We start from the raw sequence: 14322 nt of genomic DNA, 5'->3' as shown, positions 1-14322 counted from the left end.
AAAGCCTCCCATTCCATCAAGCAATTGTGTGAATTGCAAGCAAACTTATTCTAAGCATAGCGAAATCTGTCTTGTAAAACAATTATCTGAAACTTCTACTCCCTACTATCACTCATAAAAAAGGCTTGTTTGATAACACTCAAACAAGCTTAATCCTTATTATATAACGTCATTACTCATTAGAATGTTACAATTTCAATCTTTTTAACCATATTTCTTCTAAAGATGTAGAATTTTCTTGCAAGAAAATTTCAGTTATCGCTCCAGAAAGAATAATTTTCCCTTCATGTAAAACTAATACATCATCCGCTATTTCTTCGGCAAAAGACAGCAAATGAGTAGAGAAGATAACCGTATTACCTTTTTCCTTCTCCTCCAACATCATGTTTTTCAACTGTGCTATCCAAAAGGGATCTAGACCATTCGTTGGCTCATCTAAAATGAGCAATGACCCGCTACCAAGTAAGCTTTGAGCTAGGTTTAGCCGCTGTAGCATCCCTTTGGAAAAGTGTTTAGCTCTTTGCTTCCGAACATCCCACAAGGAAACACGCTTCAGTACATTCTGTTGTTCATATTTATCTACTTGTTTTAAAGATGCTAACAGCTCTAATATTTCAGCTGCAGTTAGCATAGTTGGAAAGTTTACATCATCAGGCATAAAACGAATTGTTTGTGGTTGATGCCATATTATTTCACCAGCTTGCTGCTTCTCTTGACTAGTTAATAAACGAATCAAAGTACTCTTTCCAGCTCCATTTCCTCCAACCAATGCAAGAATTCGACCAGCTTGCAGCATAAAGGAGGCTTCTTTTAATCCTCTATCATTTTCATAAACCTTCGCTACATTTTTTCCTTCTAATAGAATCATCGCTGATGCCCCTCCTTTAACAACTTCGTAGCAAGCATTAAGGGCAGCACAATCCAAAGTATTGTTATTACTCCATACAACACATGACCAATTGATGATAAGTAGAACCTCGTTATATCATAAAAGGCTGGACCAAGCACACTAGTTTGATTGCTAAATATAAAATAGCCAAAGCGTAACCATTCTGCTGGATTAATATGTATCGTTATGATGATCAGCCTTTGTAAAATATGGCCAGGTACAACTGCACCTAGAGCCATTAAAGCATAAGAAATGAGCAATAAAAGAAAGGACCATACAACAAGGGATAATGCAAGTGCAAATAATCTTGTTTTAGCAAACGCCCCTAGCAAGATTCCTAAAGACACAAAGATAAAAATACATAATAGTGAAAGAACAACGAAAACAATTGGTAACCGTACACCACCTAGTAAGCCCCCTATTGTTAATACAAAACCAAATGCCACAACGATTACTAATAAAAACGCAAGTGCTATAGCCACATATTTGCCTGTAATATATTGCGTCCGCTTCATAGGATATGTTTTTAATAACGATAACCAACCTGATTCTATATCCCCAGCTATACTCATACTGCCAATGGTGATGATAAATAGCGGCAGTAGAAATAACAACACACTTAAAAATGATGCAGTTTGCCGTGTAAAGCCCTCAATATCTGGTAATGCCATTTGTTGAATCACGATAATGGCAACGAAAACAAATGTAAACAGAAAAGCTACTAGTTGCATCCATCGACTTCTTAGAATCTGCTTCAGCTCTATTTTTACAAACATCACTCATGAATCCCCCAATTTAATGTCAGCAAATCATGATAGGCTAATAGTTGACCTTCTCCTTCATCATTCATCCAATGTTGCACCTCGTCTTTTGTAGCAAATGCTATAACACCATAGTTCATCGGTGTCCAATAATTTTTGTTGTATACATAAATTGCTTTATAAACATCCATCCATTGATTAGTTGCTTTATTTTTAATATAGGCTGCTCCAACTTCACCATCGCCATTTAGCTTAAGGTAATCCATCAAGCATCCAATATCATCAAAAATCTCATAGTCTCCATTTTTCAAAACAATTTGCCCTGCATATTCATTATGAACAATACTCATATTACAAACTTTACAAATATCTGTTTCACTATTAATTTCATGCGGATGATATGTTTTTTCACCACAACCTACTAAAATAACGCCACATAAAATTAGCATCGTTATCCATCTAGTCATACTCTCGTCTCCCTTCTCCATAGCCATAAACTACATATAGTCACAACTAAACCGATAACCAATTGTTTGCTATTTAACGAAAGCTCTGTCTTTTTCATATTACTCATTAATTTCGGTTCACTATCTACAAGTAGGTTTCGTTCTGTTTTATTAATCTGTTGATCTAGTGATGTCAGGATAACAACGCTTGGTGATGCCACAAAAAATTGATAAACAGGCTGTCTCACCATCCATTGTCCAAAACTCGACACAGCCACGTATGGAACATCTCCAAAACCATCACCAGCCACATCGAGCCCTGTATAATCATCATAAAAATTATGCATTAGATGTAAACCTTGTTTGTCTGACCTTGCTGTTAATATATTGCCTGTAAACTGATTTTCCATAACGGTTGAACGCTTATCAACTTTTGTACCTTCTAATGCCGTTTGATTCATTTGAAAGCGATTTTCTTGCATTTGAATCACCGAACTCTTCTGCAATGCTACCCCTACACGATTATGTAGAAAGCTATTTTTTCTTACCATTGCCTCCTGTGTGTCATACATCATAAGTCCATAACTATTGAAGCCATTATGAGTACTGATTGTATTACTACTTATTTCTAAATTAGTAGTCATCATTACCATAAGACCGGTAACATTCTGTAAATACGTATTGAACAACACCTTCACACCATTTGAATACATAAAATGTGTTCCGTAACGGCTATTTGTTACTTTGTTTCGCTGCACGTCGACCCGCTTCACTTCTTCAACATATATACCATCCTGTACTTGTTTAATCGTATTATGTTCAATTGCGACATCCTCACTTTTAAAAACCGCAATTCCATTTCCTTTTTCGGCAAAGTGTGAGTAATTACCAATGATCTTATTTTCTAAAATTCGAATATGCCTTGAACGTTGAATATGTATACCAACTTGGATATCCTTTAATTCAATAGCTCTCAGCTCTAAATTCACCATCTCATTTGCAACAATTCCTTTATTTTTTGCTGTTATCCTTAAATTTTCTATCGAAACATTCGTTGCATGTTCAATTTTTAATACAGGTTCATCATTTTGAGCATAAAGCTCAGTCCCTTTTTGTCCGTACAGTTTGATCGGTTTCTTTACGATGAAATTCCCTTGGTAACGACCAGCAGGAATATGAATACTATCTCCAGCTTTTGCTTGATCGATTGCAAATTGAATATCAAATTCTGCATATGCCGTTTGACTTGTAAATAGAAAAAATAAAAAGAACAACACGATTTGCTTCATCCCTTTTCACCTCCTCATTCGGCAAGAAAAGACTAGAGGATTTCCCCTAGTCTATGATTTAATGACCGTGCCCTTCTTGATTCATCTCATTCGAATGCATAGAACCGGATGCATCTTTTTCATCCTCAGCCTTTTTTTGCATCATTTTCTTACGTCTCTCCAATGCATCATCTTTAATTTTTTGTAGTTCCTCCACATAAGCTTTCGAATTTTCTTGCATATATTTATCTGCTTCAGCCTTGTCCACGAAATAAATATAGCCCCAGTTCATCGGAGATTTCAGCTCTGTTTTTATAATTGTTACATCTTCAATCTTTGCCCAATCTTTCGACACAAAATCACGTACAAATTTTTCGTTTTTTTCTTCATTAGCAACCTCTGCATTTAATAAACAGCCAATATCGTCATAAAAAGCGATTGTTCCATCTTCTTTTATTGCCTGTGCTGAAAATACACCCATATCATGGTCTTTCATATAAACTTTCATATTACACATTTCACAAGTTGTCTCTTCTTCTGGCTCTTGTAACCGTGTATCTACTAATGAAGCAACTTGCACGGTTTCTGATTCATTTTTCGTAGTTTCTTGCTCATTTTCCGTTTCTTCTACCTGTTTTTTTTCGCCACCACAAGCTGCAAGTACAAATAATAATATTAGTGCAGGTAACCATAATTTTTTCACAACTTTATCCTCCAAGTTTAGTTTTTTGTTGCCATCTCCTACACTACAGATTAGTTGTGAAATTAGTTAAAAATCGCTGTGAAGAAATGGAAAAATTACCTTGAACATTCCATGAACATCTTCACTTCAAATATTTTGAATTTAGTACTTTCATTTACTTCCCCTCAAAAATAAAAACTCTCCACACTGATGTGGAGAGTTTGGCTTATATGGAAGAACGGTAACTATTGAGACGCTTCTTTTGTTTGTTTAAACGACTGAGCTTTAATGCCGTTTCATTTAATTCACGGCGAATTTCCAAATCACTAGCGCTATCTATATGGATAGGTGTAATCGGTTGCTGCAGTTGTGAATTTACAGAAATAGTTGTTGAATTGTACGTCTTCTCTTTATTTTTTTGTAATCTATTCCGAAATTGCTTTTGTGGATTTTGCCCAAAGTTATGGCTGAGATCACCAGCATGTAAATACTGTTGTTCCTGCCGAAAAACACTACTTGTCGTTGCACTCACTCTAGAAGTCCTCATAAAAAGTTACCCTCCCCTACATTTTATTATCCTTATAGGTAATTATATCGACATTATATGCTGACAATTAACAACATAGAACCATAATACATAAAAAAAGAGCGAAAAGAGCTATTTTCAAAAGTGAAACCACTTTCTTTATAACCCTTTTCGCTCATCTTACTTCCAAAAATCATCAAATATTGTAATTGGCATATGACGTTTATGTTGGGAACGCAAATAATACCCTTCTAATCTTTGGCGAGGTTCTTCTGGAATTTCTTTCCCCTCTAAATAATCATCTATTTGATCATACGACACACCTAGCGCCACTTCGTCTGGCAATGAGGGACGATCTTCTTCTAAGTCTGCTGTAGGCACCTTTTTATAAAGATGCTCAGGGCATTGAAGTTCTGCTAACAATTGCTTTCCTTGTCGTTTATTTAAACGAAAGATTGGCATTAAGTCTGCTCCACCATCACCAAACTTTGTATAGAAGCCTGTAATAGCTTCCGCAGCATGATCTGTTCCTAATACAACCGCTCCATTCATTGCAGCAATTGAATATTGGACCTTCATACGCTCACGAGCCTTTTCATTCCCTTTCACAAAGTCATTCAGCTCAACCCCCGCATTTGTTAGAGCTCTCACACTAGCATCCACTGCGTCTTTTATATTTACTGTATAAACCTTCGTTGGCTTTATATAATCAATGGCATCTTGGCAATCCTGTTCATCAGCTTGTACGCCATACGGTAATCGTACAGCGAAAAACGAATACTTCATTTCTCCCTCTTCTGCATTTAATTCATCAATAGCCAACTGCGCTAGTTTTCCTGTTAATGTTGAATCTTGACCACCAGAAATACCAAGAACAAAACCTTTTACAAAACTATAGCGTTTTGCATATTCCTTTAAAAAATCAATTGATTTACGTATTTCCCTCTGTACATCAATGTTAGGCAGTACGCGTAATTCCTCAATAATTTGTTGCTGTAAAGTCATTGCACCCGTCACTCCTTTTTACATTCGTTTAACCATCGCATGCACTTCTTCAATATTACGCATCTTATTATCCCAGCATTTTTGACTGAGATCGACCGGATATTCTTCAGGATTCATCGCACGCTTATATTCATCCCACAACAGCTCTAAATTCTCCGCCGCGTAATCACGCATTTCCTCTAATGTAGGGTTTTGATAATTGATCGCTCCATTTTTAATAACATGCTGATGTAAATTTTTTGCTTCAAAATTTGTGACAAACTTTGAGACAAACGTATGAATCGGATGGAACATTTTGATACGTTCCTCAGCTTGAGGATTTTCATCGTGCATTGTGATGTAGTCTCCTTCTGCCTTTCCATTCTTTTTATCGATAATACGATAGACATTTTTCAAGCCTGGCGTTGATACCTTTTCCGCATTAGCTGAGATTTTTATTGTATCTTCAAGTTGCCCTTCGCTATTCTCGATAGCCACCATTTTATATACTGCACCTAACGCAGGCTGGTCGTAAGCTGTAATAAGCTTTGTACCAATTCCCCAAACATCCACTTTTGCTCCTTGAGCTTTTAAATTTAAGATGGTGTATTCATCTAAATCGTTTGAGACAATGATTTTGGCATCATGGAAGCCTGCAGCATCCAACATACGACGAGCTTCTTTTGATAAGAAAGCAATATCGCCGCTATCTAAGCGTATGCCAATAAAATTAATTTTGTCTCCTAGCTCTTTAGCTACTTTAATTGCAGTTGGCACCCCTGATTTCAATGTATTATAAGTATCTACCAAAAACACACAATCGCGATGACGTTTTGCATAAGCATGGAATGCATCATAATCATTTTTATAAGCTTGCACTAATGCATGGGCATGTGTACCAGAGACAGGAATTTTAAAAAGTTTACCTGCTCGAACATTACTTGTGGAAGCAAAACCACCGATAAACGCGGCACGTGTTCCCCAAATAGCAGCATCCATCTCTTGTGCACGCCTTGTACCAAATTCCATTGCCACTTCATTTTTAATAATTTGCTTGATACGGCTAGCCTTTGTAGCAATTAATGTTTGATAGTTAACAATATTAAGTAAGGCTGTTTCAATTAGCTGCGCCTCTACTAATGGAGCTTCAATTCGGACGATTGGTTCATTAGCGAAAACCAGTTCCCCTTCTACCATGGAATACATTTCTCCAGTAAATCGGATGTTCTTTAAATACTGGATAAAGTCATCTTTATAACCTACTTCATCACGTAAATACGCAATATCCGATTCACTAAAATGAAAATCACGTAGATAATCAAGCATTCGCTCTAACCCAGCAAATATGGCATAGCCATTACCAAAAGGTAATTTTCTAAAATACAATTCAAAAACCGCTTTTTTATTATGTATGCCATCCGCCCAGTAGGATTCTGCCATATTGATTTGATATAAGTCTGTGTGTAGCGCTAAGCTATCATCTGCATAGTTTGATCTCAAAAGAAACCCCTTCTTCCGCTTTGATAATTAGTCCTAGTATACACTATATACCCAAATTCTTGCGTATTACATTCCCTCTTGTAGATGTTAGGTTTTCTAACATAAATAGTCAGAAAATTTAGAACTGTACACATTTTAGACACAAATTTTAGTACCGCTTTCATTCCCTATATAAAAACCTTTTTTCTAAAATACTTCGAGACTAGAAATATTCTATGTAAACTAACCTTACATAGAATTCAAAAAAACAATTGCACTGTTTTTAATACCGTTTTAACATGTAAATTAAATTTACGCAAGGAGCTGGTACTCATGAAAAAAATTGAAGCAATCATTCGTCCTGAAGTTTTTGGAGCTGTTCGGGATGGTCTTGCACAGGAAGGAATTGCAGGGTTAAGCGTTTCTGAAATCGCTGGTTGTGGTCGTCAGCTAGGTCGAACAGGACTCTTCCGCGGCAATACGTATGAAATTGAATTTTTACCTAAATTAAAATTAGAAATGATTGTAGACGATGGCAAAGTTGATGCCATTGTAGAGATTTTATTGCGTGAAGCAGCAACCGGTAAAGTTGGGGACGGGAAGATTTTCATTTATCCAGTAGAACAAGCAATTCGTATCCGAACAAAAGAAGTCGGATCGATTGCAGTAGAATAAAGGGGGCGATATAGATGGATGAAGTACTATTATCTGTTAATTTAATTTGGGTGATGCTTGGCACTATTTTAGTATTCTTTATGCATGCAGGTTTTGCTATGGTTGAGGCTGGATTTACCCGCTCAAAAAATGCAGTCAATATCATCATGAAGAATTTTCTTACCATTTCTCTTGGTGGAATCGTCTATTTTTTATGTGGCTATGCCATTATGTTCGGAGACTCAGTAGGTGGCATTTTCGGCACAAGTGGCTTTGCTTTAAAAGGAGTAGATGATCTTTCTTTCTTTATCTTCCAAACGATGTTTGCTGCAACAGGAGCCACTATTTTGTCGGGGGCTGTTGCAGAACGTACTAATATTTTCGCTTATGTTGGAGTTATTATACTTATGTCTTTAGTTGTTTATCCTGTAGTAGGCCACTGGGTTTGGAGTGGTCAAGGTTGGTTAACAGATTTAGGTTTTGTTGATTTTGCTGGCTCGACAGTTGTTCACTTAACAGGTGCTGTTGCAGCCTTTGTCGCAGCCGTTATGGTTGGACCTCGACTAGGTAAATATGAAAATGGTCGAGTAAATGTTATTACAGGACACAGTATTCCACTAGGAGCTTTAGGCGTATTTTTACTTTGGTTTGGTTGGTTCGGCTTCAATGGCGCTTCTACATTAGCTGCCGATCCAGAGCTAGTTCCTAGTGTTATTGCCAATACGTTTTTTGCAGCTGCGGCTGGTGTCGTTGCTACTGCCTTCTATACAAAATTTCGATACGGACATATCGATGGCTCTCTTACATTAAACGGTGCGTTAGCTGGGCTTGTAGGCATTACTGCTGGTGCAGCGAATGTCAGCATTTTTGGCTCGCTTATCATCGGCTTAATTGCTGCACCTCTACTTGTGGAAGGTGTACGCTTCCTAGAGTGGAAGCTAAAAGTTGATGATCCTGTTGGAGCAATTGCTGTTCATGGTATTTGTGGTATTTGGGGAACACTGGCAGTTGGCCTTTTTGATATTGGTGGGCAAGGCTTATTTTATGGTGGGGGTTTTGGTCTATTAGGTATTCAAGCAATCGGCGTTATTGCAACTATTGCGTGGGTTAGTGTATCTGTAGCAGCAGGTTTATTGATCATCAAAGCATTTGTCCCATTACGCGTAACGGCTGAAGAAGAAATTGCTGGGTTAGATGTAATGGAACACGGAACGCCTGCGTACGAATACCAAGATATTTTCAAAAGCTCTGCTGTACGAGGCGAAACCTTCGCACATCGTTTAACACATTTCGGTAAAGCACAGAACAATGTTCAAGAAGAACAACATGTATAGCTAGTAGAAACATCTGCTCCTTTATCTCTGGATAATGGGGCAGATTTCTTTTGGCACTTTCCTACATTGGAAACCGTTCATTTACAGAAAAGGTAGGAGAGTTGGTATAAAGTGATCAAATCTCTAGAATCGATCATTTTTCAGCTAAGCGCTCTTATCTTTGTTAGAACCGCTTTGTTTCTTTAATTTAGCAACTAATTACCATTTACAATAAATTACTTCGCTTCAATTAAATTATTCCTGCTCTAGCTCAAGTAAAAATTGCTTCATAGCCAAGCCACTTCTGAAGCCTGTTAATTGACCATTTTTGCCAATGACGCGATGACATGGAATAATCGCTAGAATTGGGTTCGCTCCTATAGCAGTCCCTACCGCTCTAACTGCTTTGGGGTTACCAATGCGTTGAGCAATATTCCCATAAGTTGTTGTTGTCCCATAGGGTAATTCTTTTAATGCATCCCACACTGCTAATTGAAATGCTGTCCCTTTTACATGGATTGGAAGGTCAAATTCAATAAGTTCCTTCTTAAAATAGGCTGTTAATTGCTCTTTATATGGTAGTAATTTTTCCGAATTCTCTTCAAAACAATATCCTTTGAATGGTTTTTTAGCCCACTCCTTCACTTCATCGAATGCTGCATTTGGTGTTCCTATATAAACAAGTCCTTCGTCTGAAGCCACAACATACATATCACCTTGTGCATATGTCAAAGTATCGAAATACAATATTTCCATTTCCAAATTCCCTTCTTTCTTTTTTCAACACCATCTTCCATCATTTCATGCTACAGTTATTTTACTGACTAAAGCAAAGGAGTTTCAATAGATGAATATGTTATATGAGCCTGCGATTCACTTTCAACAAGTTCATTTTTCAGTAAATGACAAAATGATATTAAAGTCAATTACTGGGTCATTTCCAAAAGGACAAATTACGACTCTCGTTGGCCCCTCTGGCGCAGGTAAAACAACGTTACTTAAATTATGTAATGGCCTTCTTTCACCATCAAATGGGCATATACTCGTTGATAATCAACCTATTTCTACATATGATCCAACAGCTTTAAGAAGGCATGTTGGTATTGCTTTACAGGCAGCTCCTATGATAGCAGGTACAGTGTTAGAGAATCTTGCACTTCCCCGTACACTGCAAGGACAAAAACTTTCGGATCGGGAGGCTATTCAATATTTAGAGGACGTTGGGTTAAACGAAAGCTTCTTGCATCAATCTACAAATGATCTATCAGGCGGACAACGTCAAAAGGTATCCATCGCTCGAACACTTATCAATCAATCCTCTATTTTATTATTAGACGAAATAACGTCAGCCTTGGATCGTCAATCCGTACAGGATATTGAAAAATTGATTGTCACCATTAACAAAAAATACAATGTCACCATGATTTGGATTACTCATAATTTACAACAAGCATTAACGATTGGTCACTATACATGGGTTATGATGAATGGGGAGCTCGTGGAAACTGGTAAAAGCTCTTTACTCAATGCACCAACAAATCCACGTGTTGCCGAGTTTGTACAGGGGGTAAACAAATGACCTATACTGCCTTATCACTGACATTAATTTTTGTTTGTATTCCGTTACTCTTATCCAAAATATTAAAGTTAGACCTTGAAAAAGATACGCTCATCGCAACATTACGCTCCATCATTCAATTGCTTGCTGTTGGCTATATATTAAAATTTGTCTTTGACGCAAATAGTTATAGCTATATTTTCCTCATGGTAGCATTAATGATTATCGTTGCCACGTTAAATGCCCGAAAAAAAGGAGCAGGCATAAGAGGAATAACCTGGAAAATAGCGCTAACTCTTGTCATAATAGAAATAATTACACAAAGTGTCTTGCTAGGCTTTCATATTGTTCCAGCAACTGCTCAATATATCATTCCCATTAGCGGGATGTTAATCGGTAATTCAATGGTGCTATCCATTTTATTCTTAAATCGTTTTACGGCTGAAATTATTAACCATAAGGACCAGATGGAACTAATACTATCCCTAGGTGGCACACCAAAACAGGCTATTCATCGCCAATTAATTAATGCTATAAAAGCTAGTATGATTCCTACTATCGAGAGTCAAAAGACAATTGGACTAGTACAGCTACCAGGTATGATGAGTGGTCAAATTATCGGAGGAGCTGACCCTATTCAGGCAGTCCAATTTCAACTTTTAATTATCTTTGCTCTCCTAACAACTGCAACATTATCCAGTGTTATGATTGGTTTTTTAAGTTATCCTGCGTTATTTAATGAACGTATGCAAATACTTGAAATGAAATAATTGTTAGGCTGAATGTAATATAGTTTAAAAAATTTATGTTATACTAAAAAGAAAATGCAGTTAGGAGAATGACCATGTTATTACGCGATTTTTTCATCCATTTATCTGAGAACCAACTATTAAATAGTGCTGCAAAGAAATATGGCCTAAAATTAGGAGCACAAAGTGTAGTAGCTGGTACAAATATCGAAGAAACAATTGCAAGCATCAAAGAGCTAAATGCACATAATATTTCTTGTACTGTAGATAACCTAGGTGAATTTGTTTCAAGTAAAGAAGAAGCGACTGCTGCTAAAGAAAAAATCCTTACTGTGATCGAAGCTATTCACGAAAATGGTGTAGCTGCACATATTTCATTAAAACCATCTCAATTAGGTTTAGATATTGATGTTGATTTTTGTTATGACAATCTGTATGAAATTGTAGAAAAAGCCGCTTCATATGATATCTTTGTAAACTTTGATATGGAAGACTATGGACGCCTACAAACTTCCTTTGATATGGTGGAAGAACTATCTAAAACATTTGATAATGTTGGTACTGTCATCCAATCATACTTTTACCGCGCAAAAGATGATATTGAAAAATTCAAGGACTACCGTTTACGTATCGTAAAAGGTGCTTATAAAGAGCCAGTTGAAGTAGCCTATCAAGACAAATTAGATATTGATTTAAACTTTATTGAGTTGATTGAATATCACCTACTAAACGGTAAATTTACATCAATCGCAACACATGATCACAATATCATTGCACATGTAAAACGCTTTGTAGCTGATCATAATATCCCACTTGATAAATTTGAATTCCAAATGCTATATGGTTTCCGTACAGATATGCAAAAAGAGCTTGCAAAAGAGGGCTATAACTTCTGTGTGTACGTTCCATTCGGTGAAGATTGGTACGGCTATTTCATGCGCCGTTTAGCTGAGCGTCCTCAAAACCTTAATCTTGTCACAAAACAAGTATTTACGAAAAAAACGAATACTGTTCTTGCAGTAGCAGCAGGTGCATTCGTTCTTGGTCGTTTAACTAAACGTAACAAGTAAAAAAGAGAACCTTTTCGCTTATGATGCGATAAGGTTCTCTTTTTATTTATTCCATCCTTTTTCTTTAAAGCGTGCAATGGCCTCAATTCGATTGCCAACGTTCAGTTTTTCTAAGATCGTTGAAATATAGTTACGAACCGTGCCAGCAGACAAAAACAGCTCTGCAGCAATTTCCTTTGTCGTCTTACCCTCTGCCACAAGTGTCAGTACTTGGCTCTCTCGCTCCGTTAAAGGATTTTCACTATCATCTTCATAGACAAAATCTACGAGCTCTGGTGCATAAATACGTTTACCATCCATTATTGTACGGATTGCGCTCACTAACTCCTCTATAGGGCTATCCTTTAATAAATAGCCTCTGACACTCGCTTTTCTAGCACGTTCGAAATAACCCGGTCTAGCAAATGTAGTTAAAATAATGACTTTACAATCTGAACCAGTACTATGCATTTCCTCTGCTGCGTCTAGTCCAGTTTTCACTGGCATTTCAATATCCATAATACAAATATCAGGTTGATGCTCTTCCACAAGCATCAATGCTTCCTCACCATTTTTTGCTAAGCCAACAACCTCCATATCCTCCTCCATACTAAGTAAAGAGCGAAGTGCGCCTAATAGCATCCCCTGATCTTCAGCAATCACAATTCGTATCATGTCACAATCCTCTTTTCTATATGTTCTTCAGATTGTCTTTGACATTCTGATGCGTAATAGCTACTGGGATAGTTACCGTTAATGTGGTACCCTCAACACTTTCAATTTTAAAGGACCCATTAATAAACTCTAAACGTTCCCGCATTCCCTTCAAACCATTACCAGTCCTCCAAGCTTGTTTTTTCGTAATACCTTGTCCGTTATCTCGTACGACTAAGTAAACTTCTTTAAAATTTTGATGGAAAGCAATTTCACATTTTGACGCTCCGCTATGTTTGACAACATTATTAACCGCCTCTTTTAAGCACATAGATAGAACATTCTCTACAAGTGGTGGAACTTGCAATGCATTTTTATCACCCTCAAAGACAAACTCCATTTCAGCCGCCTTTAGTATTTGTGAAATACGCATTAACTCATCTTCGAATTTTGCCGTGCGCATATCTGAAACTAATTCTCGAACCTCTTTTAAGGCAATACTAGCTGTCTGACGTATATCCTTAATCTCAATCAAGGCTTGCTGGGGATCTCGTTCAATCAGCCTAGAAGCTAGATCACTCTTCAAACCAATCATGGACAATTTTTGTCCTAATGTATCATGCAAATCTCGAGCTATTCTTTGTCGTTCCTCAAAAACAATTAACTCAGCAATACGTTCATTGGCTGTTTCTAATTGTCCCTCTAAATTTTCACGTTTATTTTTGGAATAAAGCGTTAGCGGTAAAAGGACGACAGCTAAAATAGTTAATACAACGAAAGGCAATTGTGATAAAAATAGGTTAAGCTCCACAAAGAATCCAGCCCCAGTTGAAATAACTGTAAACCCAATATGTAGACCGTACATAATATAAAAGCCGACGGGTCTTCGGATATTCCCAATAAAAAATGCTGTGAAAATGGACAAATAGACATAGCCATATAATATAGTCATAATGATGTTTATGACCATTTCAAAGCTAATCCACATATAAACTAAACCGCTTTTCGAATTCATGGCAAATCGATAGAAGATAAAATAGAGCATTAAAAACGTAATGCCTATCGATATTTCGATATAAGATGATTTCCTAAAAATGAAGAAAAACGGTAGGAAACAAAAAATTATCCATAAATATACACTGAGCATCGGACTATTCGGAATAATACTATGCCATTTCCTCAATATAATCTCACGCTCTTTCCTGCTTTTCCCTTATTATAACAAGAAAATTAAATTTATGCCTGTACATACTTTGACTAAGACTCTTCCCTTTACATAAAACAGCCATCTCTCTTGTAGAGATGGCTGT

Annotated in this window: 16 protein-coding genes; 5 read left to right on the top strand and 11 right to left on the bottom strand. The window is 36.9% G+C overall.

The genetic code is table 11. The features are described from left to right. Nucleotides 1–187: 187 nt before the first annotated feature. From V1L66_RS03260 to V1L66_RS03225, 8 genes are all read right to left on the bottom strand, one after another. Complete coding sequence (locus tag V1L66_RS03260) at nucleotides 188–868, bottom strand: ABC transporter ATP-binding protein (RefSeq protein WP_333005911.1); 681 nt, start codon at nucleotides 866–868, stop codon at nucleotides 188–190. Further along, the gene (locus V1L66_RS03255; protein WP_333005917.1) at nucleotides 865–1665 is read right to left on the bottom strand and encodes an ABC transporter permease subunit; all 801 of its coding nucleotides are present in this window, start codon (nucleotides 1663–1665) and stop codon (nucleotides 865–867) included. Before V1L66_RS03255 ends, V1L66_RS03260 begins: the two co-directional genes overlap by 4 nt. Beyond that, a complete protein-coding gene (locus V1L66_RS03250) occupies nucleotides 1665–2117 on the bottom strand; it encodes a nitrous oxide reductase accessory protein NosL (RefSeq protein ID WP_333005910.1) in 453 nt (150 codons plus the stop codon). The genes V1L66_RS03255 and V1L66_RS03250 overlap by 1 nt, the downstream gene beginning before the upstream one ends. Further along, nucleotides 2114–3385: a NosD domain-containing protein gene (locus tag V1L66_RS03245; RefSeq protein WP_333005909.1), complete on the bottom strand. Its 1272-nt coding sequence runs from the start codon at nucleotides 3383–3385 to the stop codon at nucleotides 2114–2116. The genes V1L66_RS03250 and V1L66_RS03245 overlap by 4 nt, the downstream gene beginning before the upstream one ends. A 58-nt stretch (nucleotides 3386–3443) precedes the next feature. Next, nucleotides 3444–4067: a nitrous oxide reductase accessory protein NosL gene (locus tag V1L66_RS03240; RefSeq protein ID WP_333005908.1), complete on the bottom strand. Its 624-nt coding sequence runs from the start codon at nucleotides 4065–4067 to the stop codon at nucleotides 3444–3446. 205 nt (nucleotides 4068–4272) lie between these two features. Next, nucleotides 4273–4593, bottom strand: coding sequence for an NAD synthetase (locus V1L66_RS03235; protein WP_333005907.1), 321 nt, complete (start codon nucleotides 4591–4593; stop codon nucleotides 4273–4275). A 159-nt stretch (nucleotides 4594–4752) separates the two neighbouring features. Further along, entirely contained in the window at nucleotides 4753–5577 is an 825-nt protein-coding gene (gene nadE / locus V1L66_RS03230) for an ammonia-dependent NAD(+) synthetase (protein WP_048395002.1), read from the bottom strand. Between the two features lie 18 nt (nucleotides 5578–5595). Further along, a complete protein-coding gene (locus V1L66_RS03225) occupies nucleotides 5596–7056 on the bottom strand; it encodes a nicotinate phosphoribosyltransferase (protein ID WP_082148178.1) in 1461 nt (486 codons plus the stop codon). Between the two features lie 312 nt (nucleotides 7057–7368). On the opposite strand from V1L66_RS03225, the gene V1L66_RS03220 reads away from it, so the two are divergent. Next, nucleotides 7369–7710 (top strand): P-II family nitrogen regulator, encoded by a 342-nt coding sequence (locus V1L66_RS03220; RefSeq protein WP_016995352.1) that lies wholly within the window; start codon nucleotides 7369–7371, stop codon nucleotides 7708–7710. 14 nt (nucleotides 7711–7724) lie between these two features. Continuing rightward, on the top strand, nucleotides 7725–9023 hold the full coding sequence (locus V1L66_RS03215; RefSeq protein ID WP_131522325.1) for an ammonium transporter: 1299 nt from the start codon (nucleotides 7725–7727) through the stop codon (nucleotides 9021–9023). A 234-nt stretch (nucleotides 9024–9257) separates the two neighbouring features. On the opposite strand, the gene V1L66_RS03210 is transcribed toward V1L66_RS03215, so the two are convergent. Continuing rightward, complete coding sequence (locus V1L66_RS03210) at nucleotides 9258–9758, bottom strand: methylated-DNA--[protein]-cysteine S-methyltransferase (protein ID WP_312126812.1); 501 nt, start codon at nucleotides 9756–9758, stop codon at nucleotides 9258–9260. A gap of 91 nt (nucleotides 9759–9849) precedes the next feature. Between V1L66_RS03210 and V1L66_RS03205 the strand changes: the two genes are divergently transcribed. The 3 genes from V1L66_RS03205 to V1L66_RS03195 all read left to right on the top strand — a co-directional run bounded on the left by V1L66_RS03205 (nucleotide 9850) and on the right by V1L66_RS03195 (nucleotide 12379). Beyond that, nucleotides 9850–10581 (top strand): ATP-binding cassette domain-containing protein, encoded by a 732-nt coding sequence (locus V1L66_RS03205; protein WP_036076042.1) that lies wholly within the window; start codon nucleotides 9850–9852, stop codon nucleotides 10579–10581. Continuing rightward, nucleotides 10578–11330, top strand: a complete 753-nt coding sequence (locus V1L66_RS03200) for an ABC transporter permease (protein WP_333005906.1) — start codon at nucleotides 10578–10580, stop codon at nucleotides 11328–11330. Before V1L66_RS03205 ends, V1L66_RS03200 begins: the two co-directional genes overlap by 4 nt. Before the next feature lie 74 nt (nucleotides 11331–11404). Beyond that, a complete protein-coding gene (locus V1L66_RS03195; RefSeq protein ID WP_036076039.1) occupies nucleotides 11405–12379 on the top strand; it encodes a proline dehydrogenase family protein in 975 nt (324 codons plus the stop codon). Nucleotides 12380–12421: 42 nt separating this feature from the next. Here V1L66_RS03195 and V1L66_RS03190 read toward each other — a convergent pair whose 3' ends face one another. After that, complete coding sequence (locus V1L66_RS03190; RefSeq protein ID WP_016993691.1) at nucleotides 12422–13033, bottom strand: response regulator transcription factor; 612 nt, start codon at nucleotides 13031–13033, stop codon at nucleotides 12422–12424. A 16-nt stretch (nucleotides 13034–13049) separates the two neighbouring features. Then, on the bottom strand, nucleotides 13050–14000 hold the full coding sequence (locus V1L66_RS03185) for a sensor histidine kinase (protein ID WP_258859689.1): 951 nt from the start codon (nucleotides 13998–14000) through the stop codon (nucleotides 13050–13052). Between the last annotated feature and the right edge of the window lie 322 nt (nucleotides 14001–14322).

The organism is Lysinibacillus sp. IITD104, assembly GCF_036698265.2.
Lineage (GTDB): Bacteria > Bacillota > Bacilli > Bacillales_A > Planococcaceae > Lysinibacillus > Lysinibacillus boronitolerans.
Note: the sequence above shows the minus strand (reverse complement) of the source record. Positions and strands in the feature narration are given on the sequence as shown.

Coding starts and splice junctions, on each gene's coding strand:
- V1L66_RS03185 (WP_258859689.1), bottom strand. CDS start 14,000: ATGTGGATTAGCTTTGAAATGGTCATAAACATCATTATGACTATATTA.
- V1L66_RS03190 (WP_016993691.1), bottom strand. CDS start 13,033: ATGATACGAATTGTGATTGCTGAAGATCAGGGGATGCTATTAGGCGCA.
- V1L66_RS03205 (WP_036076042.1), top strand. CDS start 9,850: ATGAATATGTTATATGAGCCTGCGATTCACTTTCAACAAGTTCATTTT.
- V1L66_RS03200 (WP_333005906.1), top strand. CDS start 10,578: ATGACCTATACTGCCTTATCACTGACATTAATTTTTGTTTGTATTCCG.
- nadE (WP_048395002.1), bottom strand. CDS start 5,577: ATGACTTTACAGCAACAAATTATTGAGGAATTACGCGTACTGCCTAAC.
- V1L66_RS03220 (WP_016995352.1), top strand. CDS start 7,369: ATGAAAAAAATTGAAGCAATCATTCGTCCTGAAGTTTTTGGAGCTGTT.
- V1L66_RS03260 (WP_333005911.1), bottom strand. CDS start 868: ATGATTCTATTAGAAGGAAAAAATGTAGCGAAGGTTTATGAAAATGAT.
- V1L66_RS03235 (WP_333005907.1), bottom strand. CDS start 4,593: ATGAGGACTTCTAGAGTGAGTGCAACGACAAGTAGTGTTTTTCGGCAG.
- V1L66_RS03210 (WP_312126812.1), bottom strand. CDS start 9,758: ATGGAAATATTGTATTTCGATACTTTGACATATGCACAAGGTGATATG.
- V1L66_RS03195 (WP_036076039.1), top strand. CDS start 11,405: ATGTTATTACGCGATTTTTTCATCCATTTATCTGAGAACCAACTATTA.
- V1L66_RS03250 (WP_333005910.1), bottom strand. CDS start 2,117: ATGACTAGATGGATAACGATGCTAATTTTATGTGGCGTTATTTTAGTA.
- V1L66_RS03255 (WP_333005917.1), bottom strand. CDS start 1,665: ATGTTTGTAAAAATAGAGCTGAAGCAGATTCTAAGAAGTCGATGGATG.
- V1L66_RS03215 (WP_131522325.1), top strand. CDS start 7,725: ATGGATGAAGTACTATTATCTGTTAATTTAATTTGGGTGATGCTTGGC.
- V1L66_RS03245 (WP_333005909.1), bottom strand. CDS start 3,385: ATGAAGCAAATCGTGTTGTTCTTTTTATTTTTTCTATTTACAAGTCAA.